We start from the raw sequence: 23,666 nt of genomic DNA, 5'->3' as shown, positions 1-23,666 counted from the left end.
TCACTTGACGGCTCCAGCCGTCAGCCCCTGCACGAGATAACGCTGCAGGGCAAGGAAACCCAGCACGACCGGGATGCTGACCACCAACGAGGCCGACATCACCTCGTTCCAGTAGACCGTGGACTGTGTGGAGTAATCACGCAGTCCGATCGCGAGGGTCGTGGAATCGGAGTCGGTCATGATCGAGGCGAACAGGGTCTCCCCCCAGGCCGTCATGAACGCGTAGATCGACACCGCGGCTATACCCGGTTTCGCGGCAGGGATCACCACTCGCCACAACGTCTGCACCGGGCCGGCTCCGTCGATGTAGGCCGCTTCGTCGAGATCGACCGGGATCGAGTCGAAGTAACTGACCAGCATCCAGATCGAGAAGGGGAGCGAGAAGGTCAGATACGTGATGATCAGACCGATGTGGCTACCCTGGAGAACGATTCCCGTTGCCTGTCCGACGGTGGCGTAGATCAGGTACAGCGGCAACAGGAACAGGATTCCCGGAAACATCTGGGTGGACAGCACGGTGAATCGGAAGGCGTCACGACCGCGGAAGCGGTAACGGCTGATGGCGTAGGCGGCGAACAGCGCTATCAACACCGAGAAGGCGGCGGCCCCCAGCGAGACCACGGCGCTGTTGACGAAGTAGTCGGCCAGCCGCACGGTCGACCACATGTCGACGTAGGGCTCCAACGTCAGTACCGAGGGCAACCACTGAAACGTGTCCTGCACGTCGGACAGCGGCTTCACCGAGGTCGTCACCATGACGTAAAGCGGTATGACGGTGAACAGCGTCAGCAGGCACAGTCCTACACCGCGAACCCACTGGAACCAGCGTGGCTCACGCATTGCGGCTCCTCCTCGAGGTCAGCATCAGGTACCCGGCGGTGATGACGAGCAGGAACAGCAGCAACAGAGTCGACATGGCCGATCCGAGCCCGAAGTTCCAGGTCAAGAACGAGTTCTGATAGATGTGGATCGATATGAGATTCGCCGAGGAGGGAACTGCCTGGTCGAACAGCAGATAGGGAACGTTGAAGTCGTTGAACGTCCACAGGAAAAGCACCAGGATCAGCACCTGACTGACGGGCTGCAACATCGGCACGGTGATCGTGCGTATCTGCTGCCACAGCCCTGCGCCGTCCACCGCGGCGGCGTCGTAGATGTCGGTCGGAATGGACTGCAGTCCCGCCATCAGGGCCAGGAAGGCGAACGGCCACAACCGCCATATCGCGGTCACCGTCAGGCTCAGGAACGCGTTGTTGCCGAGCAGCCAGAAACGTTCACCGCCCAGGCCCAGGTCGGACAACGTCGCGTTGACCATACCGTCGCTGCGGTCGAGCATGAACTTCCAGATCATCACCGAGGTGTAGATCGGTAGGGCGTAGGGCACCAGGAACAGCCCGCGCAACAGGGTGCGGCCGGGGAAGGACCGCTGCAGGAACAGCGCCGCAGCCAGCCCCATCACCCAGGAGACCCCCACCGTGATGACCGCGAAGGCGATGGTCACTGCGAAGGACTGGAACAGCTCGACCCCGGCGGCGCCGTGGAAATCCAGCGCGAAGCGGTAGTTCTGCAGCCCGGTGAACGGAGCACTCATCCACTCACGCAGGAAGAACTGGTTGAGCCGTAGAAAGCTCATCCAGAGCCCGCCGAGCATCGGCACTATGTGCACCAGCAACTCGAAGAAGAGGGCGGGTGCCAGCAGCAGGTACGGCACGCTGCGTTTGCTGATCCTGGGACGTCTGGGCCGGGAACCGTTCGGCTCGGCACCGGAAGACGGTGCCGTCGAAGCGGTGCTGGTCACCGTCATCGTGTCGAACCTCCGCCGCTCCGCATCTTCTGCTGTGCCTCGTTCAGGGCGTCCGCGATGTCCTCGCGGCGCACCGAACGGTTGGTGCCCGCCCTGGCGAACAGGTCACGCACCGCGGCTCCCACAGTGGTCTCGAACCGGTTCTCGTTGGGAATCATCGGAACCTGCTTCGAGGATTCGGCGAGTATTCGGGAGAAAGTGCGCAACGCGTCGGTGTTGAAGGCGGGATTGTCGTAGGCATCCGAGACCACGGGCAGGCTGCCGTACTTCTCGTTGAGAATGCTCTGCTCCTCGGCGCTGGTCAGAAACTTGACCAACTCGATCGCAGCGTCCTTGTTCTCGCTGTTGCGATACACCGCGATGTTGGTTCCGGCGACGTGACTTCGGACCGCTTCCCCTCCCTCGGGTAACGGATCCGGAGTCGGGAGCGGGAAGACCCCCCACTCGCCGTCCTTCATCCCCGCGGCACGGATCGCGGCGATCGCGCTGTTCTGCGCCACCAGCATTCCCGCCTCACCAGTGGCGAAATTGCCCACCGCCTCGGTGGCCGAGCCGATCTCGGCATCATCGGGGTTGACCACTTCGTGCTCGCTCATCAGCTCCACGTAGCGCTGCACCCCCGAGGCCATCTGCGGTGAGGCGAACGTCGCCCTGCCGTCCGAGTCGAACAGCTGAGCCCCCTCCTGGTTCCCGAGCATGAAGGCGAAGTGCGCGTTCTCGGTGTAACTGGCACCTGCCAGCGTCATCCCCCATTGGTCCTGATTCGGCCGAGTGAGGTCACGGGCGACGTCGACGAACTGCGACCAGTTCTCCGGTGGCTGCTCGATCCCCGCCTCGCGGAACATCGCCTTGTTGTAGAAGACCCCGTAGGAAAGGCCGTACAACGGAACGGAGGAGGGTGGTCTACCGGACATACCGGTGGAGCTCATGCTGGTTTCCAGAAAACGCTCACGCCCGCCCAACCGCTGCATCCGTTCTTCGGTGAACGGCACAAAGGCGCCCGTGGCCTGCAACGAAGCCGCCCAGGTGTTTCCGAGGTTGACCACGTCCGGTCCCACTCCGGAAACAGCCGATCCCAGAATCTTGTTCAGTAGATCCCCCCAGCCGATCACCTCGACGTTCACCTCGATACCCGTACGGGCGGTGAACTTCTCGAACTCCTCGTTCAGAATCCTGCGGTCCTGTTGCGGACTGTTGCCCTGATTACTCGCCCAGTAGGTCAGGGTCCGTCCATCGTCCTGCTCCCGGGCGCACCCCGACAACAGGCTCGACGCCAGCACCAGGATGAGCACGATCACCCCGGATAACCTTCTGTGCCGCATTACCACTCCTTGTCGCGGCATCGGTGGAGCCGACAGCGACGCCCGGCACGCGAAACACACGTCCGGACATCGTCCCCACCGGCTCACTCGTACGTCTTTCTGGGAGCGCTCTCACTAATCGTGAAAGACTGCTCGCGGACCCGGTGATTGTCAAGTAAGTCACACGAAAGACGAGGACAGGACACTGACACAGCAGCCACATCGGACAACACAACGTGATCAACTATCCCTGCGTCCCACCCGGCGCCATTGGGGAGTTCGAAATCGGGGCTTTACGCAACGCGTTCGAGTCGCTAGCTTGGGAGCGCTCCCAGTGATTTGGGTCACCGAGTGGTACCGGCCCGAGAGGAGTGATTCGGCGTAGCTTTCCCCGCTGCGCCCAGTCGACGGTGACCGGCCCACCAACCGGGCACTGGCAGAACCGAAAACGGCAAGGAGCATCTCGCATGCCATCCAACTCATTACCCGAGCAGGGGCGCAGACCGGCTTGGCGTCGCGTCGTGCCGGGATTCCTCGCGTTGGCGATGACGGCGGCTGCCCCAATGGTCGCCCCGGCTTCGTCCGAAGCGGCACCCGCCCACGTGGACAACCCGTTCGCGGGTGCGACCTCCTACGTCAACCCCGACTACGCCGAGAACGTCCAGTCCTCCATCGACCAGACCCAGGACGCCGACCTCCAGGCCAAGATGCAGCAGGTCAAGTCCTACCCCACTGCGGTGTGGCTCGACCGCATCGCGGCGATCGAGGGCGGCGAGGACAACGGTGGCCGACTGAGTCTGCGCGAGCACCTCGACGAGGCACTCGCACAGCAGGGCTCCGGCCCGATCACGGCCTCGTTCGTCATCTACGACCTGCCGGGGCGCGACTGCTCGGCACTGGCCTCGAACGGCGAACTGCCGCTGACGCAGCAGGGCCTGCAGCGCTACAAGAACGACTACATCGACGCCATCACCGACGTGATGGACGACCCCAAGTACAACGACATCCGGATCACCACGGTGATCGAACCCGACGGGCTGCCCAACCTGGTCACGAATCTGGACGACCCGGAGTGTGCCGAGGCGAAATCCAGCGGGATCCAGGTGGACGCCGTGCAGTACGCCCTGAACCAACTGCACGACATCTCCAATGTCTACACCTACATGGATTTCGCGCATTCCGGCTGGTTGGGTTGGAACAACAATCTTACCCAGACGGTACAGCTCTACACCGACGTGGTGCAGGAAACCGATGCAGGTTTCCAGAGCGTAGACGGTTTCGCGACCAACACGTCGAATTACACGCCCACTGAGGAACCATTCCTGACCGATCCCAATGCTCGGGTCGGCGGGAACCAGGTCAGGTCCGGAGATTTCTACAAGTGGAATCCCAACTTCGACGAGTCCGATTTCGCTGCCAGCCTTCACGACCAGCTCGTCAGCAACGGCTGGCCCAGTAGCGTCGGAACCATCATCGACACCGGCCGTAACGGCTGGGGTGGTTCGGAACGACCCACTCAGGAGAGCTCCAGCACCGATCTGAACACCTACATCGAGGAATCGAAGGTGGACCGCCGTGCCCACCGCGGCCTGTGGTGCAACAGCAGTGGTGCCGGAATCGGCGTGCCTCCGCAGGCGGCCCCGTCCGGACACCCGAACGCTAACATCGACGCGTTCGTGTGGACGAAGCCACCGGGCGAGTCCGACGGATCCAGTGAGGAGATCCCGAACGACGAGGGCAAAAGCCCCGATCCGATGTGCGACCCCGACTACGTCGCCCCCGAGGCGGGCAACAACCCCACCGGAGCGCTGCCGAACTCACCTCTGGCGGGTCACTGGTTCCACGAGCAGTTCAAGATGCTGGTGCAGAACGCCCATCCGGAGATCAGCGCCGCTTCCCGAGAGGGAACGAACTGAACGGATAATCCCCGACAGTTCGATCCGGCTCGATTGAACCACCGCGCCATGTAGATCAGCCGGAACCAGGACCGTCCCACCCGACCGAATTCGGATGGGACGGTCCTTCACGTGTCGATCTGTCGAAATAAGGCGTGATCGATTTCCCCCGAGCACGGGTTGACACGGGAAACATTCCACGACAGCACCGAAAAAAGCGGCCCACAACGGGACAACCAAGGCCGACCGCCAAAGAGCACAAAATCACCTGATCGCACCATTCGTCACTCCGGGAGCGCTCACTAGAATAAACGGCGGCCACAAAGAAAACCAAACGGGAGCAGATAATGCGATTAAGAGGAAAAACGATCGTCCTCGGCGCCCTGGGCGCGGCGGTCGCGCTCTTCGCCTCGACGATGAATCCCGGCGTGGCACAGGCACACGGCGGATTCACGTACCCGAAGACCAGGACCTACGCTTGCTACGTGAACGGACTGGAAGGTGGGCAGGGTGGTGACCTCGCCCCCACCAACCGGGCCTGTGCCGAGGCGATCGAGCGCGGCGGCAAGACCGCGCTGTGGAACTGGTTCGGCAACCTGATCAGCGATGTGGGCGACAACCATCGCGAGAGGATTCCCGACGGGAAGTTGTGCGGCCCCACCGAGACCTTCGACGCCTACAACATGGCCCGTACCGATTGGCCGACCACCACGATGCCCGCCGGCGAGACGGTCACCCTGCGGTACAACGCATGGGCCGCACACCCCGGGACCTGGTACCAGTACGTCACCAAGGACAGCTGGGATCCCAGCGAACCACTCGCCTGGTCCGACCTGGAACCCGAGCCCTTCAACACGGTCACCAACCCGCCGATCAACGGCAGCGGACCGCACGGAGACGAGTACACCTGGCAGGCCGAGCTTCCGGACAAGAGTGGCAGGCACCTCATCTACTCGATCTGGCAGCGCTCGGACAGCCCGGAAGCCTTCTACAACTGCTCCGACGTGATCTTCGAGTGATCGTCACACCGTGACTCGTCAGTCAACCGTGGTGATGGGACACGACGACCGTGGCCCGTTAGGTGCTCCCGTCACCACTTTGACAACGGAACCGTTTCGCGGCTCGGCGAACCGCCGTGCGGCGGCGCTCGAGATCGAGGACGGAATCCGAATCACCCACCGGATCGGATAGGACCACGTTTCGATGTTCAACGGAAACAACCGCGGGCGACGCACCGCGCTCGCACTCGCCGTGTCCGGACTGGCACTGAGCTCGTTGAGCACGGGTGCGGCCGCGGCACAACCCGCCACCACCATGTGCGGCAAGTACGCCTCCACCCAGGTCGAGGGTGGACGCTACATCGTGCAGAACAACGTGTGGGGCGCCGACACCCAGCAGTGCATCAGCGTCGACGGCAGCTCGTTCACGGTGACCACTGCCAACCACGACAAGGCCACCGACGGCTCCCCGGCGGGCTACCCCTCCATCTACGCCGGTTGCCACTACGGCAACTGCACCACGGGAACCGGGCTGCCGGTACGTGCCGACCGGATGACCGAGGCGACCACCAGCTGGGACATCACCACCCCCGAAACCGGGACCTACAACGCGGCCTACGATCTCTGGTTCGACCCGCAGCCGAGCAAGTCGGGACAGAACGCCGCCGAACTGATGATCTGGCTCGACCACCGCGGTGATATCCAGCCGATCGGATCACCGGTGGGCACCGTGACCATAGACGGCGCCCAGTGGGAGGTCTGGACCGGGAACGTCGGGTGGAACGTGATCAGCTACGTGCGGACGGAAACGACCGATTCGGTCGATCTCGATTTGACCGCCTTCAGCGCCGACGCAGTCGAACGAGGGTCGGTCGAACCGAGTTGGTATCTCAACAGTGTGCAGGCGGGATTCGAACCGTGGGTCGACGGCACCGGCCTCGCCACGAACGATTTCTCGGTCAACGTCGGTTGAGCCGGCACTGCCGAGCGGGCGGGCACGGGCTCGTGCCCGCCCGCTTCGCTGTCGCGTGAACGAGCGAGGCGGCCGGGGAGATCCCGCGCCACGAGCCGAAGAACACCACAGTGAGGCCCGCCACGTCAGGCCGAACCGCGGCAGACCAGCTCGGTGGGCAGAATCACCGGATCCAGGCTGCGCCCCGGTTCTTCCAGCTGCGTGATCAGCAATTTCGCCAACTCGGTTCCCATCCGCTGCACCGGCTGGGCGACACTGGTCATGGCCGGTTCGGTATTGCGAGCGACGTCGGAGTCGTCGAAACCGACCACCGCGACGTCCTCGGGAACACGTTTGCCCGCTTCCCGCAGCACTCGCATCGCGCCCGCTGCCATGAGGTCGCTGGCAGCGAAGACGGCGTCCACTGCGCTGTCGCGTTCGAGCACATCGCGCATGGCCTGCTCACCACTGGCCTGCCCGAAGTCGCCCTGCGCGACGACCCGTGTCACGCCGCGCCGCGACTTGAGAGCGCTCCGATATCCCGCCAACCGGTCTATACCGGCGGCCATGTCCTGCGGACCGGCCAGGGTGGCGATCCGCCGCCTGCCGGACCGGTAGAGGTACTCGGTGGCACTCTTCGCCCCCGCGAGGTTGTCGGCGTCGACGAACGGCACGGCGACATCCGAGGAGAGCGGGCGTCCGTTCAACGCGACAGGCGCTCCCACCTCCACGAGCTTGCGTGGCAGGGGGTCGTCGCCGTGCAGCGAAATCAGCACCGCGCCGTCGACGTGGCCGTTTCCGACCAGCTGCTCCACCCTGTCCCGTTGCCGGGCACCACTCGCCATCATCAGATTGAGCTGCAGATTCGTCTTCGCCAGCTCCTGCCCGAGCCCACGCACGACTCCCGCGAAGAAAGGCTCGTCGAAAACCCGTGCCTCGGATTCCGAAACCACGAGCAGCACGGTGTCGGTTCGCCTGGTGACCAGACTGCGTGCCGCGTGGTTGGGCACGTAACCGAGCTTGTCGATGGCATCCTGCACCGCGCGCAACGTGGTGGTGCTGACCTCGAGCGAGCCGTTGACCACTCGTGAAACGGTGCCTCGCGACACACCTGCCTCCGCGGCCACCTGTTCGAGCGTCGGCCGCCCCGTCGTCCGCACACGCCCAAGACTCGTCATACGGCCTCCAGCTCGCCCACATATCCCCGTACCCCAGCCATAATACTGGGAACGCTCACGCAAGAAACGCCTACGCTGCCCTGATGATATTACACAGCGCTTCTGAACAGTGACGTTTGATTATCACGATCGTGTGGCATCGACACCACGCGCGTCGAGCGGAGGGTCAAGCGTCGGCGAAGCGGGGCGCACAGCGAGCCACGGCGGGCGTGCGCGAAAATTCGCCCACCGTTTATCACACGTTGCCGACCGGAAATCGCAACATGTTCTGATGTTTTCGGCATGATTGACCAACGGGAGGCGCGCGGATGACGATCAAGAATGCCGGGAGAGCTCCGGTCGAGGCCGAACAAGCTGCCATCGGTCGTTGGATCGACCACTGGGAACCGGAGAACACCGAATTCTGGCACCGGACCGGAAAGCGGGTGGCCTGGCGCAACCTGTGGTTGTCGGTGCTGGCCGAACACCTGGGATTCAACGTCTGGACGTTGATGAGCATAGTCGTGGTCAGCCTGGACGACGTCGGTTACGCGTTCACCGTGGGGCAGACGTTCTGGTTGCTGATTCTGCCGAACCTGGTCGGAGCGGCACTGCGTATTCCGTACACCTTCGCCATACCACGATTCGGCGGCAGGGCCTGGACGACCATGAGCGCTTCGCTGTTGCTCGTGCCGTGCGCGATGCTGGCCGGTGCCGTCACCGCGGAGGAAACTCCCTACTGGTTCTTCCTCCTCACCGCCGCTGTCATGGGTGTGGGGGGCGGAAACTTCTCGTCCTCGATGACCAACATCTCCTTCTTCTTCCCGGAGCACCGCAAGGGACTCGCACTGGGAATCAATGCGGCGGGCGGCAACATCGGCGTGGCCGTGAGCCAGCTGCTCGTGCCGTTCGCGATACACCTGGGTACCGGCATCAACCTCTCCTACGCTGCTCTGATTTGGATGCCCGTGATCGTCGTGTCCTCGGCCTGTTCGTGGTTCTTCATGAACAGCCTCACGGCGGCCAAACCGGACAACACCTCCTACCGCGAAGCGTTGACCAGCAAACACACTCCGGTGATGGCACTGCTCTACGTCGGAACGTTCGGCTCTTTCATCGGTTTCTCATTCGCTTTTCCGTCGCTCATCGGAATCGCTTTCAGCGATTTCTCGCAATTCGCCGGTATCGCATTCCTCGGAGCTTTGATCGGCTCGGTCGCACGACCGATCGGTGGCTGGCTGTCCGACCGGATGGGCGGGGCTCGGATAACATTGTGGAACTTCGTGGGACTTTCCCTGGGAACGGTGGGTGTACTTCTCGGCGTACGAGTGGAAAGCTTTGCACTGTTCTTCGGGTCGTTCGTTCTGCTGTTCGTTTTCACCGGTATAGGGAATGGCTCCACCTATCGTATGATTCCGTTGATATTCCGAACCGAGACCAGCGAACGGGTGGCCAGAACCGGCGAGGACATGGAGGCCGCGCAGAAGGCGGCCAAACGCCAGGCAGGAGCTGTCGTAGGGGTAGTCGGCTCCGTCGGCGCTTTCGGCGGTGTCGTCGTCAACCTGGTCTTCAAGTTCTCGTTGCAGGCCGGCGGAACAGTGATCCCGGCCCTGCTCGCGATTCTGGTGTTCTTCCTGACCTGCGTCCTCGTCACCTGGTGGTTCTACGTGCGGAGCACTTTCGCCATCGAGCGTGCCCCCAACCTCTCCTACGCCCGCATCTGATCGAGGTCTTCCGGACGGGTTGTCGGGTTGCTCGCTCGGCGGAACCTCCTGTCTGCTCCCCTCCGGAAGGCCCGACGCCCGGCAGGCCGCTACCCGATGTCGGGTCTCCTCGCAGCGCACGAGGCGGGATAACCCGCCGGTAGCCGAGCCGGCAGGGGATTTCCGACGTTTCCAGCGCCGGAAAAACGCCGTCAACCGGGCACCACGACGGGAAAGGCCTGGGAGCACGTCAGGAAGCAGGAATCACAGTGCGCCGTACAACACCGCGAGAACTCCGTAACAGGCGGGAAACCATTTCGAATCAGGTGTGACATCAACGAGTACGAGCATGTGGAAGCAGCAGCCGATCGAGAAGGTGCGCTTACGCGCACCTCCAACCGCACCGGGCGGTTCCTTCTCCCCGACAACCACGTGAGCGCGAACCGAGCGCGAGATGACAGCACATCGACAGGAAACATCACGGCAGGCAGGAGCACTCACCGGTTTCAGCGTGGGGGTGACCGCGGCGCGACGAGCCGAGGAACTGACGATCATGCTGCGCCGCCGGGGGGCGGAGGTACAGCATGGTCCCGCCATCCGCATCCTTCCGCTCGCCGACGACCGGGAACTGTTCGAGGCGAGCCGAAACCTGGCGAACCGGCCGGTGGACGAGGTCGTGGTCACCACGGGTATCGGACTCCGCGGCTGGCTGGAGGCGGCGGAGGGCTGGGGACTGGCACCGGAACTGACTCGACGACTGCAGGAGGCCAGGTTGCTCACCAGAGGGCCGAAATCCACCGGGGCACTTCGGGCCGCTGGTTTTCAGGAGGCTTGGTGTCCCGACTCTGAAAGCAACTCGGAAATACTGCACGGACTGCTCGAGAAAGGGGTACGCGGACAGCGGATCGCGGTACAGCTGCACGGCCGCCGGATGCCGGAGTTCACCAACGAGTTGCGTGCGGCGGGAGCGGAGGTCATCGAGCTACCGGTGTATCGGTGGGCGGCACCGCTGGACACCGCCCCGCTCGACGGACTGGTGGAGGCCGCGGTGAACCGGCGTATCGACGCACTCACCTTCACCAGCGCCCCCGCCGTGACCAGCCTGTTGGAGCTGGCCAGGCAAACCGACCGCTGGGAGGGATTGCTCGGGGCGTTCCGGGAACACGTGGTGGTGGCCTGTGTGGGACCGGTCTGCGCACAACCTTTGCGGGAGATCGACGTGGCGGTGACGTTCCCGGAACGGGCCAGACTCGGATCACTGGTGCGCTCGCTTTCGTATTCCCTGCCACAGCGGGGCAAATACCTACGAATCGGCGGGCGGGAGATAGAACTGCGCGGGCAGGGGGTGCTCGTCGACGGCGAGCTACGCTCCGTGCCGCCGGTCCCGATGGCGCTGCTGCGCAAACTCGCCGAACGTCCCGGGAGAGTGGTGGCTCGCGAGGAGCTGGTGGCAGCGTTGCCCAACGGAGGCGAGAAGCACGCCGTCGAGACGGCGATCGGCAGGTTACGAACCGCACTGGGGGCGAGACGCCTGGTGCAGACCGTGGTCAAACGAGGCTACCGGCTCGGGATGGACAGCTCGGAGATGCCCGGGTCACGCAAGTCGACCTGAAGCGGGTACCGCGCCACCCCCTTGTTCGGTGGGGAACGGCCCACCTCTCGGAGATGGCACGGACCGGACCGTCGCGAGTGGGGCTCAGAGGGGATCGCCCTCGCGGCGCGCCAGGACGTGCGGTGCCGATTCACGGCTCCGAAGCCTTTCACCGGGCAGCCCGGATGTTCGAAACCCGGTACGCCGGGAGCAGCGAAGCGACCGAAGACTGGGAGCAGCTCCACAGTAGCTACGGAACGGAGATCACTCCGACCGAGCTATCAGTTCGTTACTGCGAACGGAGCAATCCGTACCCCTGAACAGCGGGCGAACTTTGTTCTCAACACAGCAAAAGTTCGTTCAAAAACGGCACTAGTATTGCCACATCCCGCTGAACGTGATTAACGTCTCACCTCGCCTGGTGAGCAATCCGGACACGGGAGGAGAAACGGTGCCGCGTATCGCATCACGCCCGGAGAACCCCCAGCAGGGACGACTGCTGCGGCTGCTGCGGGACAGCGGGCCGCACTCCCGCGCGGAACTGGGCGAGGCACTCAAGCTCTCCCGATCGAAACTGGCCCACGAGATCGACCGGCTCACGGAACTGGAATTCGTCGAGAGCGGCGGATTCGCCGCGTCTCGGGGTGGACGCCGCTCCTCGATCGTCCGGCTGTCGAAACATCTGCGATTCGTCGGTGTGGACATCGGCGCGACGTCCGTCGATGTCGCCATCACCGACGGGCAGCTCGATGTTCTCGGGCACGGCAACGCCGAGATCGGAGTCCACAACGGCCCCGACGCAGTGCTGGACACCGCGCTGGACCTGCTGAGCAAGCTACGGGCCGACGGCACCGCACCGGACATCCACGGTGCCGGTGTCGGCATCCCCGGGCCGGTGAGTTTCCGCGACGGAGCTCCGGTAGCCCCACCGATCATGCCGGGCTGGGACCAGTACCCGGTGCGCGAGACGATGAGCCAGGCGCTCGGTGTGCCGGTACAGGTGGACAACGACGTGAACCTGATGGCTCTCGGTGAGCTGCACGCGGGGGTGGCACGCTCCGTCGACGACTTCCTGCTGGTCAAGATAGGAACCGGTATCGGATGCGGCATCGTCGTCGGGGGTGAACTGCATCGGGGGGTCTCGGGCAGCGCGGGCGACATCGGTCATATCCAGATCGAGGAGAACGGGCCGCCCTGCGCCTGCGGAAACAGTGGCTGCCTGGAGGCCTACGCGAGTGGAACAGCGCTGGCCCGGGATGCGATGGCCGCCGCGCGGGCCGGTAGTTCCCCTCGGTTGACCGAGCTGTTCGAGAAGTCGGGGGCCCTATCGGCCGCCGACGTGACCGACGCCGTCTCGGTGGGCGATCCCGTAGCGGTACAGCTGCTGCGCAGCGGCGGGCACCGCGTGGGCCAGGTGTTGGCCAGCCTGGTCAGCTTCTTCAACCCCGGACTGGTGGTGGTGGCGGGCGGTGTGGCGGGCGCGGGTCACGCCCTGCTGGCAGAGATGCGCAGCGCTGTCTATCGCAGGTCGCTACCACTGGCCACCGGCAACCTTCCGATCGTGCTGTCCGAACTGGCCGCGGCAGCCGGGGTGGTCGGCGGTGCCAGGTTGATCAGCGACCAGGTCCTGTCCGTACCACGTGGCATCGAGGAACGTTAGGGGCGCTGTGACGATGATCAGTTCCACCAGGTGTTGTGCGCCTCCTCCCGCCGGGGTTGCCACTCGATTCGGCGGTACCACCCGCTTCCCCGAAGCGCGACGGTTCGAGGAGTACAGCGAATGAGTACGACCCTGCTGCAGATGCGCGGGATAGTGAAAACATTTCCAGGCGTGCGTGCGCTGGACGGGGTGGACCTCGAGGTGCGAACCGGCGAGGTTCACTGCCTGCTCGGACAGAACGGCGCGGGCAAATCGACGTTGATCAAAGTGCTCGCGGGAGCACAACGTCCCGACGAGGGAACCATCGAGTGGTGTGGCGACAAGGTCTCGCTCCGGGGACCCGCCGCCGCGATGAAACTCGGTATCGCCACGATCTATCAGGAACTGGACCTGGTCGACGGCCTGTCGGTCGCCGAGAACATCTTCCTCGGTCACGAGCCGACCACTGTCGGCTTCGCACGCCGCACCGAGATGCGAGGAAACGCTCGGCGGCTGCTCGAAAGACTGGGGCACGGTGAGATCGATCCGGCCCAGGAGGTCGGTGAGCTGTCATCGGCTAGCAAACAACTCGTAAGCATGGCACGCGCGCTCTCCCTCGACGCGAGGTTGATCGTCATGGACGAACCGTCGGCCGTGCTCGCCCACGACGAGATCTCGGGCCTGTTCCGGGTGATCGAGGAACTCACCAGGCAGGGAATCGCGATCGTCTACATCTCGCACCGGCTGGACGAGATCCGCGAGATCGGCGACCGCATCACCGTACTCAAGGACGGTCGGACCGTCGCCGAGGATCTCCCCGCGGCCAGTACCGCAACGGATCGGGTCGTGTCGCTGATGACGGGGCGGAGCATGGTCTCCGCCTTCCCGGAACGTAAGTCCGGGAGCGCTCCAGAAAACCAGAACGAACTGCTCCGAGTCGCTGATTTGAGCCGTACCGGTGAATTCGAGGACATTTCGTTCACGGTGCGCGGTGGCGAGATCGTGGGAATAGCCGGACTCGTGGGGTCGGGCCGTTCGGAAATTCTGCAGACCGTCTACGGGGCGCGCAAACCCCGCACCGGAGAGGTGGAACTCGAGGGAAAACGTCTCCCACCCGGCAATGTGCGAGCCGCCGTACGCGCTGGGATGGGACTGGCTCCGGAAGAACGCAAGAGTCAGGCCCTGGTTCCGTACGAGTCGATCGCGCACAACGTCTCGTTGGCCGCCCTGGGGCGTTACGCCCGGCTGGGCTGGGTGAACAGGCCCGGGGAACAAGCCGCCGCCGAGGAGGTAACCACCGCGCTGCGCCTCCAGCCGTCGGACACGAAACAACCGGTGCGAGTGTTGTCCGGGGGGAACCAGCAAAAAGCCGTAGTGGCCCGATGGCTGCTGACCGACTGCAGGGTGCTGTTGCTGGACGAACCCACCCGTGGGGTCGACGTGGGTGCCAAGGCCGAGATCTATGCGTTGGTGCGTGAGCTGGCCGACTCCGGAGTCGGGGTGCTGCTGGTTTCCAGTGAGATACCCGAGGTTCTCGGTCTTTCGGACCGCGTCCTGGTGCTTCGCGAGGGGCGAATCGTTCGGGAGTCCCCCGCCGACGAGATCGACGAGGCCGAAGTGCTCGATCTGTTCATCGAAGGGAGTGCCGCGTGACGGAACAATCGCAGACCGACACGGTGCCGGCGTCGGAATCACGGTCCGCCACAGCCGAGGCGCCGAGAACGCGAATCGCTCGGGGGAGATTCTCGGACGGTAATCAGCGGCAAATTCTCGGGCTGTTGGCAGTACTGGGGATTCTGATCGCGGTGGGCAGTTTCACCACGGACAACTTCTTCGAGGTCTCCAATCTGGTGCTGCTGCTGAGCCAGGCCTCGATCATCGGAGTGCTGTCGATCGGGATGACCTTCGTGATCATCAGCGGTGGTATCGACCTGTCGGTGGGCGCGATCATCGCCCTGGCCTCGGTTTGGGCCACCACGGGAGCCACCCAGGAGTTCGGACTGTGGGGGATGCTGTTCACCGCGGTCGTCGTGGCCGGGGTGTGCGGTCTCATCAACGGTGTGTTGATCGCCTACGGCGGTCTCGTGTCACTGATCGTCACGATCGCGGGTCTGGCCAGTTACCGCGGCATGGCCACCCTCATATCGGGAGGACAGCCGCAGGTCGTGCGAGTGGACGGATTCGGTGCCATCGCCACGACGGAGTTCCTGGGCATTCCGCTGCTCGTCTACATGTTCGCCACCACCGTGGTCCTCGGATGGTTACTGCTGAACCGGACGACGTTCGGGAGACACGTGTTCGCCGTCGGTGGTAACGCCGAGGCAGCCAGGCTCGCGGGTATCGACGTGCGGCGAACTCGCACGATCGTGTTCGTACTGTCGGGGCTGTGCTGCGCCATCGCGGCGATCATGCTCACTGCCCGGACCGCCACCGGAGCCAGCACTCACGGCAACCTCTACGAACTCGACGCCATCGCGGCGGTGATTCTCGGCGGCACGCTGCTTTCCGGCGGCCGCGGGACACTGATCGGGTCGATTCTGGGTGTGGTCGTGTTCACCACCGTCAACAACATCTTCGTGCTGAACAACCTGTCCACACCGATCCAGCAGATAGCCAAGGGCGTGATCATCGTGATCGCCGTGCTGCTGCAACGCCGGGCAAACAAGGAATCGGCCGGCTGAGCCCGAAAGGGACTCCTGACAAACCGCGCATTACCCCGTCCGTCGAAGGAGTATCGACATGTCGAAGTGGGACAGTTCAGCGACGCAACGCCGCCGCTTCCTGATGGGAGGAGCCGCCGTGGGCGCTGGTGCGCTGCTCACTGCCTGCACCGGAAGCGGCAGCGGCGAGTCCGACGGCGCCAACCAGCTCGTCGGCCAACAGCAGGGTGACAACTCGAAACCGGGTGAAACCGTCACGATCGGACTGTCCATTCCCTCCGACGATCACGGCTGGATGGGAGCCATCGGTGAGAACGCCACCGCCCAGGCCGAGAGCTTCGAGGACGTAAAGCTGGAGGCCACGGAGGGCACCAACGATGTGAACCGGCAGATATCACAGGTCAAGACGCTGATCAACAAAAAGGTCGATGTACTGGCGATCCTGCCGTTCAACGGTGAATCGCTGACCCAGGTGGCCGAACAGGCGATGCAGGCGAACATCCCGGTAGTCAACATCGATCGTGTCTTCGCGTCGAAGCTGGCCTATCGCACCTGGATCGGCGGGGACAACTACGGCATGGGGGTCAACGCGGCCAACTTCATCGCCGATCGTCTCGAACAGCAGGGTGTGGAGAACCCGGTGATCGTCGAGATCGCGGGCATCGACAACCTGGAGCTGACCCGCGAACGCAGCAGAGGGTTCGCGGAAGCGCTCAAGTCACGGGGGTTGAGCGTGACGATGAGTCAGAGCGCCGAGTTCACCCCGCAGTCCGGCCGCCAGGTCATGGGGAACGTGTTGCAGGCCAGGAACAACATAGACGCGGTCTGGAACCACGACGACAACCAGGGGGTCGGGGTGCTGGCCGCGATCGAGCAGGCCAAGCGGGGTGACGAGTTCTTCATGGTTGGCGGCGCCGGTTCGAAGGTGATGATGGAACACATCAAGGCAGGGGACGGCCCCATGGCCGCCACCGTGTCGTACCCACCGACCATGTCCGCCTCGGCCGTCAACATGGCCCGGCTCATCGCACAGCAGCGCAGCGTCTCGGGACTGGTGGAACGAGCCGTACCCAGTGAGATCACGCTGCACTCGGCGACCGTGACCAAGGACAACGTCGACGATTACCTGAAAACGGCGTTCTGAGCGAACCGGGCACACCCGCGAGCAGCGGCCACACCTTCCGGGAGACCGGCGAGGAGGTGCTCCCCGTGAAGCGGGACGAGCCACTACACAGAAAGGTGACCGTGACCGATGACGGAAAACGACCGACTGGGCGTCGGGATGGTGGGTTACTCGTTCATGGGAGCGGCCCACTCACAGGCCTGGCGTACCGTCGGCCGGGTCTTCGACACGCGCGTCCAGCCCGTGATGGCCGCGTTGTGCGGGCGCCGAGCGGACAACACGACAGCAGCTGCCGAACGCCTCGGCTGGGCCGCGGTCGAAACCGACTGGAAAAAGCTGATCGAACGTCGGGACGTGGCACTGGTCGACATCTGCACCCCAGGTGACACCCATCCCGAGATAGCGATCGCCGCGTTGGAAGCCGGCAAACACGTGCTCTGCGAAAAACCGTTGGCGAACTCCGTCGCGGAGGCGAGCGCGATGACCGATGCCGCCCGAAAAGCGCGGGAACGCGGTGTACGCAGCATGGTGGGGTTCAACTACCGTCGGGTGCCGGCACTGGCCCTGGCTCGGCGGATGGTGGCCGACGGTCGAATCGGCACGATTCGACATGTACGCGCCCAGTACCTGCAGGACTTCATCGTGGACCCGGAATCCCCCATGATGTGGCGCCTCGACCGGGAGCGGGCCGGCTCGGGGGCACTGGGTGACATCGGCGCCCACATAGTCGATCTGACCCGGTTCGTCACGGGGCAGGACATCACCGGGGTCTCCGGAATGACGCAGACCTTCGTTCCCGAACGTCCGCTCGACGACGGCAGCGGCTCCTACGGAGAGGTCACCGTGGACGACGCGGCGGCGTTCCTCGCACGGCTGGACGGCGGTGGAATGGCCACCTTCGAGGCCACTCGGTTCGCAACCGGGCGCAAGAACGCCATGCGGTTGGAGCTCAACGGCTCCGCGGGAAGTCTGGCCTTCGACTTCGAGTCGATGAACGAGCTGCAGTTCCACGATCATACCGAGGACGACTCCACAGCCGGATTCCGCAGGATACTGGCCACCGAACCGAACCATCCCTACATGCACGCGTGGTGGCCACCGGGCCACGGGCTCGGATACGAGCACACCTTCACGCACCAGATGCGGGACCTGCTCGAAGCCGTGGGCGCAGCCGCCGATCCCGAGCCCTCCTTCGCCGACGGCCTCGCGGTGCAACACGTGCTGGCGGCCGTCGAGCACAGCTCGAGCAATCAGAGTGTGTGGACGGAGGTCCCCCGACAGAACGCGTTGTGAATCACCTTCGAACACGAAAGGATCGGTCATGCGGGAGTTCACGAACAACGACAGACGCGGTTTTCTCCGCGGTGCGGGTGCGGCGGCGCTGGCGGCGGGAGTCTCGGCGGTGGGAGCGCGCACGGCAGTCGCGGGAGCGGAGTGGGGCCGGGGGCCGCACATACCGCGGAGCAAAATCGGAATCCAGCTCTACACCCTGCGCGACATGATGAGCGAGTCGGTGGCCGACACGCTCTCGTTCCTGTCCGAGGTCGGCTATTCGGAGGTGGAGTTCGCCGGGCTGTACGACTACACACCGGAACAAGCGCGCGATCTGCTGCGAGAGCTGCGTCTTCGGAGCCCCGCCGCCCACGAGGACATCCCCACCGAACGGGACCAGCTGGAACAACTCCTGCACCGAGCCCGGATCCTGGGGCAGCGGTGGATCGTGCTTCCCTGGTTCTCCGCCGATGACCTGGCCTCGTACCAACGGCTGGCCGAACGGCTGAACTGGGCCGGTGATCTGGCACGCAGGCACGGCGTCCGGATCGGATACCACAACCACGCCCACGAGTTCGAGACGTTGGAGGGCAAACGTCCGTACGACGTCCTGCTGGAGGAGACCGACCGGCATCTGGTCGACTTCGAAGTGGACCTCTACTGGGTGGTCAAGGCGGGCGTCGATCCCCTGGAACTGTTCGAACGGGCCCCTCGCAGATTTCCACTCGCACACATCAAGGGAATGGCCCAGGACGGTTCGTTCGCCGATCTGGGCGAGGGCGTCATCGACTACGAACGCATTCTGGCGGAGCGTACACGTGCCGGTATTCGTCACTTCTTCGTGGAACGTGACGACCAGCCGCACCCGAGGGAAACCGCGAGGGAGGGATATCACTACCTTCGACGTCTCGGATGCTGAGCACGATCCGAGATCTCGATCGAGCTGTTCCGTCGGACCCGTCATACCCCTGAAACCGGTCAACCGGATTCCTAGCTTCCCGCGGCAGTCCGGAAGCACCCCGAGACGAAAATCGGGAACCGGCCGTATCGGAAATGTCGTGTCCGGGAAAGAAAACCTGTCGCGCAACCAGTATTCGAAACCGAAGCAGCATGCTGTCTACAGAGGGAGACACCGTGCCACCGTTATTACGTAGAGCGTTAGCGGCGACATTCAGCACTATACTTCTCGTCGGAACCATGATCGCGTTCGGTGCGCCCGCCACCGCCCGGTCCCACGACTCCGCGACCACCGCGAACAACACCGACTCCGCCGCGGATGTCACCCCGAAGCACCAGGAGTTCAACGTACTGGTGTTCTCGAAGACCGCCGGTTACCGACACGGTTCCATCCCGGCCGGCATCGAGGCGGTGAAACAGCTCGGCAACGAACACCACTTCGGAGTGACCGCTACCGAGGACGCCTCGGCCTTCACCTACGACAACCTCAAGCAGTACGAGGCCGTCGTGTGGTTGTCCACCACCGGTGACGTGCTCAACGCGGCGCAACAGGCGGCCTTCGAGAAATACATCAACAACGGCGGCGGCTACGCCGGTGTGCACGCGGCGGCCGACACGGAGTACGACTGGTCGTTCTACGGCGACCTCGTCGGGGCCTACTTCGACTCGCACCCGGCCGTGCAGGAAGCCACCGTCAACGTCACCGACTCCGAGCACCCCTCGACGTCATCGCTGCCGAAGGAGTGGACTCGCACCGACGAGTGGTACAACTACTCGCCCAATCCGCGCGAGGACGTCCACGTGTTGAGCACGCTGGACGAGTCCACCTACGACGGCGGCTCAATGGGCGAGGACCACCCGATCAGCTGGTGCCAGCCCTATCAGGGGGGCCGTTCCTGGTACACGGGAATGGGACACACCACCGCGTCCTTCTCGAACCAGAACTTCCTGGACCATCTCGCGGGCGGCATTAGAACCGCCGCGGGCGCTGTCTCGGCCGACTGCGGCGAGGCCGCAGCGGAGGGCACTCTCAACCAGGTGACCCTGGCGAAAACGGCCGACGAGGTCGGCGAGCCCATGGGCATGGCGGTACTGCCGAACGGCGATGTGCTGCACAGCGAGCGCCAGGGCACGCTGTACTACACCACCGCGTCCGGCAGCACCTCAGTGGCTGCCGACATCCCCGTCTACACCCACGACGAGGAAGGTCTGCAGTCGCTGGAGATCGATCCGAACTTCGAGCAGAACCGGTGGGTCTACCTCTACTACGCGCCCCCGTTGAACACTCCCTCGGGGGATGCTCCCGCTACTGCCGACGATCCGGCGACGTTCGAGGAGTGGCAGGGTTACAACCAGCTCTCGCGCTTCAAGCTCGCCCAGGACGGCACCCTCGACATGAGCAGCGAGCAGCAGATCATGCGGGTGGACGCGACCCGCGGCATGTGCTGCCACGTGGGCGGGGACATCGCCTTCGGCCCCGAGGGCTCGCTGTATCTGTCCACCGGGGACGACTCGAACCCGTTCCAGTCGAGCGGGTACACCCCGATCGACGAACGCGGCAACCGCAACCCGGCCTTCGACGCGCAGCGCACCTCGGGCAACACCAATGACCTGCGCGGCAAGGTACTGCGGATCGATGTCGCCTCGGACGGTTCCTACAGTGTCCCGCAGGACAACCTGTTCGCCGGGGACAACAGTGACAAGACCCGCGACGAGATCTACGCGATGGGTTTCCGCAACCCCTACCGGATCTCGGTCGATCAGCAGACCGGCACGGTCTACGTGGGCAACTACGGTCCCGACGCCGCAACCGCCGATCCGCAACGCGGGCCGGCCGGCATCGTTGAGTACGAACGAATCACCGAGCCCGGCAACCACGGATGGCCGTACTGCGTGGGCGACAACAAGGCCTACCACGACTACGACTTCGCCACCGGTAACTCCAACGGCGAGTTCGACTGCGCCAATCCGGTCAACGAGTCCCCCAACAACGACGGGCTCACGCAGCTGCCCACAGCGAAGCCCGCGTGGTTGCCCTACAACGACGACTCGGTTCCCGAACTCGGGTCGGGCAGCGAGTCGCCCATGGGAGGGCCGGTCTACAACTACGACGCAGCCAGTCCATCCACCACGAAACTGCCGGCCTCCTATGACGGCGAGTTCTTCGCCTACGAGTGGGGGCGCGGCTGGATCAAGACGATCACTCCGGACTCGAACGGTCAGCCGTCACAGATCGAGGACTTCTTCCCCTCGATGACGCTGACCCGTCCGATGGACATCGAGTTCGGCCCGAACGGCTCGCTGTACGTACTCGACTACGGCAGTGGTTACTTCGGCGGCGCCGAGGACTCGGCCGTGTACCGAATCGACTACACCCGGGACGGACGAGCCCCCACCGCGCAGATCTCGGCCGAACCGACGAACGGTCAGGCACCGTTGGAGGTCGACTTCTCCTCACAGGGGTCCTCGGATCCGGACCAGGGTGACTCACTGAGCTACGCGTGGGACTTCGACGGGGACGGGCAGACCGACAGCACCGAAGCCGACCCCACGCACACCTACACCTCGGACGGCGAGCACACCGCCACGCTGACCGTGACCGATCAGACCGGTAAGACCGGCTCGGCCAGTGAGACGGTGGTCGTGGGCAACACCGCTCCCCGCGTGACGTTCCAACGCCCCGCGGCGGGCAAGGTGTTCGAGTTCGGGGACACGATCAACTACGAGGTCTCGATCACCGACCCGGACGGCACGGCGGTCGACTGTTCGAAGGTGCACGTGGAGTACATCCTGGGACACTCCACCGGCAACGACTCCCACGGACACCCGTTGAGCGAAGCCGACGGCTGCAGCGGGACCATCGAAACCTCCAACACGGACGGGCATCAGGGTGCCGACATCTACGGGGTGCTCAACGCCAGCTACACCGACACCTCGCCCACCGAGCAGGCGCCTGCCCTGACCGGTTCCGCCGAGATCATCATGCAGCCCGCGAGCAAGCAGGCGGAGTTCTTCGACGACAGCAACGGTGTGCAGGTCGTGGCGGACAGTGCTGGTGCCGAGGCCGGTTCCAGGGTCGGACACATTCAGTCGGGTGACTGGATCTCGTTCGATCCGTACAACCTCGGTGGGGTCCGCTCGGCCACGTTCCGGGTGTCCTCGGGCGGCCCGGGCGGCACGATCGAGGTGCGCTCCGGCGCTCCGGACGGCCCGGTGGTGGCAACCTCAGAGGTGCCCAACACCGGTGGTTGGGGCACCTACACCGAGGTGGGTCCCGTGCCGGTGAGCGATCCGGGCGGTTCGGACGAGCTGTTCCTGGTGTTCACGGGCAGCGGCTCGGGCGGACTGTTCGACGTGGACTCGATGCACCTGACCCGCTCCGAAGCCGCGCCGAACTGCGAGCCGGTGCAACCGGAACAGGGCTACACCAGTCTGTTCGACGGGACCGCGGCCAGCATGAACGGCTGGAAACAGGCGGGTCCCGGCGGATTCGAGCACACCCAGGAATGCACGCTGCGTTCGACCGGCGGCATGGGCCTGTACTGGCTGGGCGACCGGGAGTTCGAGGCGCCCTACTCGCTGAAGTTGGACTGGAAACTCTCCGACCAGGACAACTCCGGGGTGTTCGTCGGATTCCCCGACCCGGGCAACGATCCGTGGGCAGCCGTCAACAGCGGTGAGGAGATCCAGATAGACCCCACCGACGCTCCGGCGAATCAAACCGGGGCGATCTACGACGAGCAAGCTCCCGACCAGGAGAAACGCGACGCCGCGTTGAACCCGGCCGGGGAGTGGAACACCTACGAGATCGTCGTGACAGGGCAGTCGATCACGGTCCACCTCAACGGTGTTCGGATCACCCACTGGGTCGACGACGACCAGAACGTCGACCTGAGCAACGGTCACATCGGGCTGCAGAACCACGGGGACGAGGACACGGTCGCCTTCCGCAACGTCCGCGTCGACGAGAGCATCGACGTGACCGCGCCGAAGGTCTCGGCCGTCCCCTCCCCCGCCGAACCCAACGGTGATCCGCAAGGCGACTACGCGGGAACCTACAACACTCCCGTGAACGTCACCCTGGAGTCCTCGGACAGCGGGTCCGGAGTGGCGACCGTGGAGTACCGCGTGGACGACAAGGACTGGACCGATTACGCGGAACCGGTGAACGTGCGGGAAGCGGGCAACCACACCGTGCGGTACCGGGCCACGGACGAGGCGGGCAACACCTCGAAGGTGGGCACGTTCGTCTTCGAGATCAAGCCCGACTCCTGTCCTGGTTCGGACCTGCGGAAAACCGTGATGATCGGCTCCGACGACACCGGTGTCGCCAACCGTGATTCCGGGAACGGTTGCACGATCAACGACCTGATCGACGACCAGGCCGGCTACGGCGACCACGGGAAGTTCGTGTCCCACGTGGATCGGGTGACAAACGAGCTGCTCGCAGCCGATGTCATCTCCGGACGTGACAAGGGTCGGATCATGAGCGCCGCCGGGCGTTCCGACATCGGCAAGTGAGTTCCGGTCCCGGTCCCGCCCCGCGCGGGGCCGGGACCGTGCCATTTGGCGAGTTCCGCCGCCGGACGGATGCTCCCGCACCCGTCCGGCGGT

The 23,666-nt window shown here is 64.4% G+C and carries 15 protein-coding genes and 1 pseudogene; 12 read left to right on the top strand and 4 right to left on the bottom strand.

The genetic code is table 11. From position 1 onward, the window contains the following. Genes BLR41_RS05665 through BLR41_RS05655 form a run of 3 tightly spaced genes read right to left on the bottom strand, consistent with a single transcriptional unit; the run spans position 1 to position 3,126 of the window. Positions 1-840, bottom strand: coding sequence for a carbohydrate ABC transporter permease (locus tag BLR41_RS05665; protein WP_092626940.1), 840 nt, complete (start codon positions 838-840; stop codon positions 1-3). Continuing rightward, on the bottom strand, positions 833-1,804 hold the full coding sequence (locus BLR41_RS05660; protein ID WP_092626939.1) for a carbohydrate ABC transporter permease: 972 nt from the start codon (positions 1,802-1,804) through the stop codon (positions 833-835). Before BLR41_RS05660 ends, BLR41_RS05665 begins: the two co-directional genes overlap by 8 nt. Next, on the bottom strand, positions 1,801-3,126 hold the full coding sequence (locus BLR41_RS05655; protein ID WP_218119935.1) for an extracellular solute-binding protein: 1,326 nt from the start codon (positions 3,124-3,126) through the stop codon (positions 1,801-1,803). Before BLR41_RS05655 ends, BLR41_RS05660 begins: the two co-directional genes overlap by 4 nt. Positions 3,127-3,650: 524 nt before the next feature. On the opposite strand from BLR41_RS05655, the pseudogene BLR41_RS05650 reads away from it, so the two are divergent. The 3 genes and pseudogenes from BLR41_RS05650 to BLR41_RS05640 all read left to right on the top strand — a co-directional run. Further along, positions 3,651-5,000, top strand: a pseudogene (locus tag BLR41_RS05650) (glycoside hydrolase family 6 protein); the annotation flags it as partial. Between the two features lie 347 nt (positions 5,001-5,347). After that, positions 5,348-6,019: a lytic polysaccharide monooxygenase auxiliary activity family 9 protein gene (locus tag BLR41_RS05645; protein WP_092626937.1), complete on the top strand. Its 672-nt coding sequence runs from the start codon at positions 5,348-5,350 to the stop codon at positions 6,017-6,019. A 184-nt stretch (positions 6,020-6,203) separates the two neighbouring features. Beyond that, positions 6,204-6,971 (top strand): GH12 family glycosyl hydrolase domain-containing protein, encoded by a 768-nt coding sequence (locus BLR41_RS05640; RefSeq protein WP_092626936.1) that lies wholly within the window; start codon positions 6,204-6,206, stop codon positions 6,969-6,971. A 125-nt stretch (positions 6,972-7,096) separates the two neighbouring features. Here BLR41_RS05640 and BLR41_RS05635 read toward each other — a convergent pair whose 3' ends face one another. Continuing rightward, positions 7,097-8,128 (bottom strand): LacI family DNA-binding transcriptional regulator, encoded by a 1,032-nt coding sequence (locus BLR41_RS05635; protein WP_092626935.1) that lies wholly within the window; start codon positions 8,126-8,128, stop codon positions 7,097-7,099. A 308-nt stretch (positions 8,129-8,436) separates the two neighbouring features. Between BLR41_RS05635 and BLR41_RS05630 the strand changes: the two genes are divergently transcribed. The 9 genes from BLR41_RS05630 (at position 8,437) to BLR41_RS05590 (ending at position 23,573) form a co-directional block, all read left to right on the top strand. After that, the gene (locus tag BLR41_RS05630; RefSeq protein ID WP_092626934.1) at positions 8,437-9,831 is read left to right on the top strand and encodes an MFS transporter; all 1,395 of its coding nucleotides are present in this window, start codon (positions 8,437-8,439) and stop codon (positions 9,829-9,831) included. Between the two features lie 433 nt (positions 9,832-10,264). Then, a complete protein-coding gene (locus tag BLR41_RS05625; RefSeq protein WP_092626933.1) occupies positions 10,265-11,422 on the top strand; it encodes a uroporphyrinogen-III synthase in 1,158 nt (385 codons plus the stop codon). 439 nt (positions 11,423-11,861) lie between these two features. Further along, positions 11,862-13,061 carry an ROK family protein gene (locus BLR41_RS05620; protein ID WP_092627201.1) on the top strand — a complete coding sequence of 400 codons (1,200 nt, stop codon included), beginning with the start codon at positions 11,862-11,864 and terminating at the stop codon, positions 13,059-13,061. A gap of 141 nt (positions 13,062-13,202) precedes the next feature. Next, positions 13,203-14,693: an ATP-binding cassette domain-containing protein gene (locus BLR41_RS05615; RefSeq protein ID WP_176797862.1), complete on the top strand. Its 1,491-nt coding sequence runs from the start codon at positions 13,203-13,205 to the stop codon at positions 14,691-14,693. Then, on the top strand, positions 14,690-15,721 hold the full coding sequence (locus tag BLR41_RS05610) for an ABC transporter permease (protein ID WP_092626931.1): 1,032 nt from the start codon (positions 14,690-14,692) through the stop codon (positions 15,719-15,721). The genes BLR41_RS05615 and BLR41_RS05610 overlap by 4 nt, the downstream gene beginning before the upstream one ends. A gap of 58 nt (positions 15,722-15,779) precedes the next feature. Next, positions 15,780-16,844 carry a substrate-binding domain-containing protein gene (locus BLR41_RS05605; protein ID WP_092626930.1) on the top strand — a complete coding sequence of 355 codons (1,065 nt, stop codon included), beginning with the start codon at positions 15,780-15,782 and terminating at the stop codon, positions 16,842-16,844. A gap of 108 nt (positions 16,845-16,952) precedes the next feature. Then, positions 16,953-18,116, top strand: coding sequence for a Gfo/Idh/MocA family protein (locus BLR41_RS05600; protein WP_092626929.1), 1,164 nt, complete (start codon positions 16,953-16,955; stop codon positions 18,114-18,116). A 28-nt stretch (positions 18,117-18,144) separates the two neighbouring features. Beyond that, on the top strand, positions 18,145-19,014 hold the full coding sequence (locus BLR41_RS05595; RefSeq protein WP_092626928.1) for a sugar phosphate isomerase/epimerase family protein: 870 nt from the start codon (positions 18,145-18,147) through the stop codon (positions 19,012-19,014). A gap of 278 nt (positions 19,015-19,292) precedes the next feature. Then, on the top strand, positions 19,293-23,573 hold the full coding sequence (locus BLR41_RS05590) for a ThuA domain-containing protein (RefSeq protein ID WP_245693921.1): 4,281 nt from the start codon (positions 19,293-19,295) through the stop codon (positions 23,571-23,573). Positions 23,574-23,666: the final 93 nt, after the last annotated feature.

Source organism: Actinopolyspora mzabensis, assembly GCF_900101095.1.
GTDB classification, from domain to species: Bacteria; Actinomycetota; Actinomycetes; order Mycobacteriales; family Pseudonocardiaceae; genus Actinopolyspora; species Actinopolyspora mzabensis.
This window is presented reverse-complemented; position numbering and strand designations above follow the sequence as displayed.

Bases quoted from the DNA above. Each gene is read 5' to 3' on its own strand.
- BLR41_RS05665 (WP_092626940.1), bottom strand. From the start codon at position 840: ATGCGTGAGCCACGCTGGTTCCAGTGGGTTCGCGGTGTAGGACTGTGC.
- BLR41_RS05660 (WP_092626939.1), bottom strand. From the start codon at position 1,804: ATGACGGTGACCAGCACCGCTTCGACGGCACCGTCTTCCGGTGCCGAG.
- BLR41_RS05655 (WP_218119935.1), bottom strand. From the start codon at position 3,126: ATGCGGCACAGAAGGTTATCCGGGGTGATCGTGCTCATCCTGGTGCTG.
- BLR41_RS05645 (WP_092626937.1), top strand. From the start codon at position 5,348: ATGCGATTAAGAGGAAAAACGATCGTCCTCGGCGCCCTGGGCGCGGCG.
- BLR41_RS05640 (WP_092626936.1), top strand. From the start codon at position 6,204: ATGTTCAACGGAAACAACCGCGGGCGACGCACCGCGCTCGCACTCGCC.
- BLR41_RS05635 (WP_092626935.1), bottom strand. From the start codon at position 8,128: ATGACGAGTCTTGGGCGTGTGCGGACGACGGGGCGGCCGACGCTCGAA.
- BLR41_RS05630 (WP_092626934.1), top strand. From the start codon at position 8,437: ATGACGATCAAGAATGCCGGGAGAGCTCCGGTCGAGGCCGAACAAGCT.
- BLR41_RS05625 (WP_092626933.1), top strand. From the start codon at position 10,265: ATGACAGCACATCGACAGGAAACATCACGGCAGGCAGGAGCACTCACC.
- BLR41_RS05615 (WP_176797862.1), top strand. From the start codon at position 13,203: ATGCGCGGGATAGTGAAAACATTTCCAGGCGTGCGTGCGCTGGACGGG.
- BLR41_RS05605 (WP_092626930.1), top strand. From the start codon at position 15,780: ATGTCGAAGTGGGACAGTTCAGCGACGCAACGCCGCCGCTTCCTGATG.
- BLR41_RS05600 (WP_092626929.1), top strand. From the start codon at position 16,953: ATGACGGAAAACGACCGACTGGGCGTCGGGATGGTGGGTTACTCGTTC.
- BLR41_RS05595 (WP_092626928.1), top strand. From the start codon at position 18,145: ATGCGGGAGTTCACGAACAACGACAGACGCGGTTTTCTCCGCGGTGCG.
- BLR41_RS05590 (WP_245693921.1), top strand. From the start codon at position 19,293: ATGATCGCGTTCGGTGCGCCCGCCACCGCCCGGTCCCACGACTCCGCG.